This is a genomic window from Streptomyces sp. NPDC052107 (assembly GCF_040680215.1).
Classification (GTDB): Bacteria; Actinomycetota; Actinomycetes; order Streptomycetales; family Streptomycetaceae; genus Streptomyces.
This window is the reverse complement of sequence record NZ_JBFAWG010000239.1, coordinates 1-2,487: the sequence shown is the minus strand read 5'-3', so window position 1 is coordinate 2,487 and position 2,487 is coordinate 1. Positions and strand designations below refer to the sequence as shown.

The following is a 2,487-nucleotide window of genomic DNA, read 5'->3' as shown; positions in this document are numbered from 1 at the left end:
CTGCGTGAGGTGGTCTGGGGCGAGGATGCCTCGCTGGTGGATGCCACCGTGTTCACCCAGGCCGGTCTGTTCGCCGTGCAGGCGGCTCTGGTGGCGGTGTTGCGTCACTGGGGCATCCCAGCGGATGTGCTGCTGGGGCACTCCATCGGGGAGATCTCCGCCGCCTATGCCGCCGGTGTCCTCTCGTTGGAGGATGCGGCGCGTCTGGTGGCGGCGCGGGGGGCGTTGATGCAGGCCCTTCCCGCGGGCGGGGGCATGCTCGCCCTGGCCGCCAGCCCCGAGCAGACCGAGGAGCTGATCGCCGGCCTGCCGGTGGATGTCGCCGCCGTCAACGCACCGGCCGCAGTGGTGGTTTCCGGAGTGGTAGAAGATCTGGAGACGGTGCAGGCCCGCGCCGAGGAGCAGGGGGTCCGGGCGACCCGGTTGTCGGTCTCGCATGCCTTCCACTCCCGGATTATGGAGCCGATGCTGGAGCCCTTCACCGAGGTGGCCGCCTCTCTCACCTACCGTCAGCCGAACAGCGCTGTCGTCTCCAACGTGACCGGTCAGTTGGTGTCGGAGGAGCTGACGGATCCGGCGTACTGGGTGCGGCATGTGCGCCAGCCGGTGCGTTTCGCCGACGGCGTCCGTACCGCCCGTGAGCTGGGTGTGACGCGGTTCGTGGAGGTGGGTCCGCAGGTGGTCCTGACCGCCCTGACCCGCCAGACCCTCGACGAGGAGGCCGGTGAGCTGGCCTTCGCCCCCCTGATGCGCCGCCCCCGTAAGCCGCAGGACGAAACCGCCGCCACCACATTGCTCACGGCGGCGGCCACCCTCCACACCACCGGCGTTCCGGTGGACTGGCACCTGCCCGCTCCCACCCGTCACCTCGACCTGCCCACCTACCCCTTCCAGCACCGCCGCTACTGGCTGGACTCCGTGCCCACCGGCAGCGATCCCCGGCAGATGGGCCAGTCGCCCGGCGGGCATGGGTTGTTGGTGGCGGCGGTCTCCACGGCGGACGGTTCGGCGACGGTGTTGACCGGCCGGCTGGGTGTGGGGCGCCAGGCGTGGCTGACGGGCCATCGGGTGGCCGGGCAGGTGTTGGTGCCGGGGGCGGCGTTGGTGGACATGGCGCTGCACGCGGCGGACGTGACCGGTTACGCAGGGATCGGTGAGCTGGTCGTAGGCCGGCCGTTGGTGTTGCCGGAGGCGGGGGAGGTGGATGTGCAGGTGCAGGTGACGGCTGCCGGTGAGGGGGCGGAGGTGAGCATCCACTCCCGCCCCGCCGGGGAAGCGGCGCAGGCCCCGAGCCCGGACACGTCCTGGACCACCCACGCCACCGGCACCCTCACCACAGCCACCACAGCCGGCGCCCCGACCACCGCCCCCGACCTCACCACCTGGCCCCCACCGGGCGCCACTCCGATCGATACCAAGGACCTGTACGACGAACTCCTTGATCAGGGCTACGCGTACGGCCCGGAGTTCCAGGGTCTGCAGGCGGCCTGGCGGTACGGCGACGACGTGTACGCGGAGATCGTGCTGCCGGAGGACATCGACGTTTCCGAGCACACCGTTCACCCGGCGCTCCTGGACGCCGCCCTGCACGGCCTCCGTTTCGGCGTGCACGGTGACCGGGAGCCGGGCTCGCGGCCTGTGCTGCCCTTCGCCTGGCAGGACGTACGGCTGATCCGTACCGGGATGCGTGAGCTGCGGGTGCGGCTGTCGGCCGGTGCGGGTGACGCCGTGCGCGTCGAGCTGGCCGACCGGAGCGGGCAGCCCGTCGGCGTGGTCGACTCCCTGGTGCTGCGGGAGGCCGGAGAGTCGGTCGTCCAGGCCTCCGAGACGCTCTTCGAGGTGACGTGGGAGCCTGCCGCGGTGACCCCGCTCGCCGGCGCCGAGCCGGTGCCGGTGGTCCCGGCCGCCGCGCTCGACGGCGCCCACGGACCGGTGGTCGTCGCCGACTGCGTACCGACCGGCGACGCGGTCCCGGCGGCTGCCTTCGATCTGGCGGCCACGGTGCTCGACGCCGTACGCCGCTGGCTGGACGACCCCAGCCGCGCCCAGTCGACCCTGGTGCTGGTCACCCGGGGCGCCGCCGGCCCGCAGGGCGAGGCGCCGACCGACGTGGCGGCCGCGCCGGTGTGGGGACTGGTGCGGGCCGCGCAGTCCGAACACCCCGGACGCTTCGTGCTCGTGGACGCCGACGACCCCGGCGCGGTGGACCCCGCCGTCTGGCGCCGCGTGGCCACCTCCGGCGAGCCCGAGTGGGCCCTGCGCGACGGCCGCTGGTACCACGCCAGGCTCGCCCGCCTCGCCACGTCTGCTTCTGGTGGTGGTGTGGATTGGGGTGGGGGGACGGTGTTGATCACTGGGGGTACGGGTGGTCTGGGTGCGTTGGTGGCGCGGTATGTGGTGGCTGTCGGGGGTGTGGGGCGTTTGGTGTTGGTCAGTCGTCGGGGGTTGGGGGCTCCGGGGGCTGAGGGGTTGGTGGAGGAGTTGTCC

The 2,487-nt window shown here is 72.7% G+C and carries 1 protein-coding gene; it reads left to right on the top strand.

From position 1 onward, the window contains the following. Window positions 1–9 precede the first annotated feature (9 nt). A partial coding sequence (locus AB0M27_RS47365) for an acyltransferase domain-containing protein (protein WP_365732399.1) occupies window positions 10–2,487 on the top strand: 2,478 nt, incomplete at its 3' end.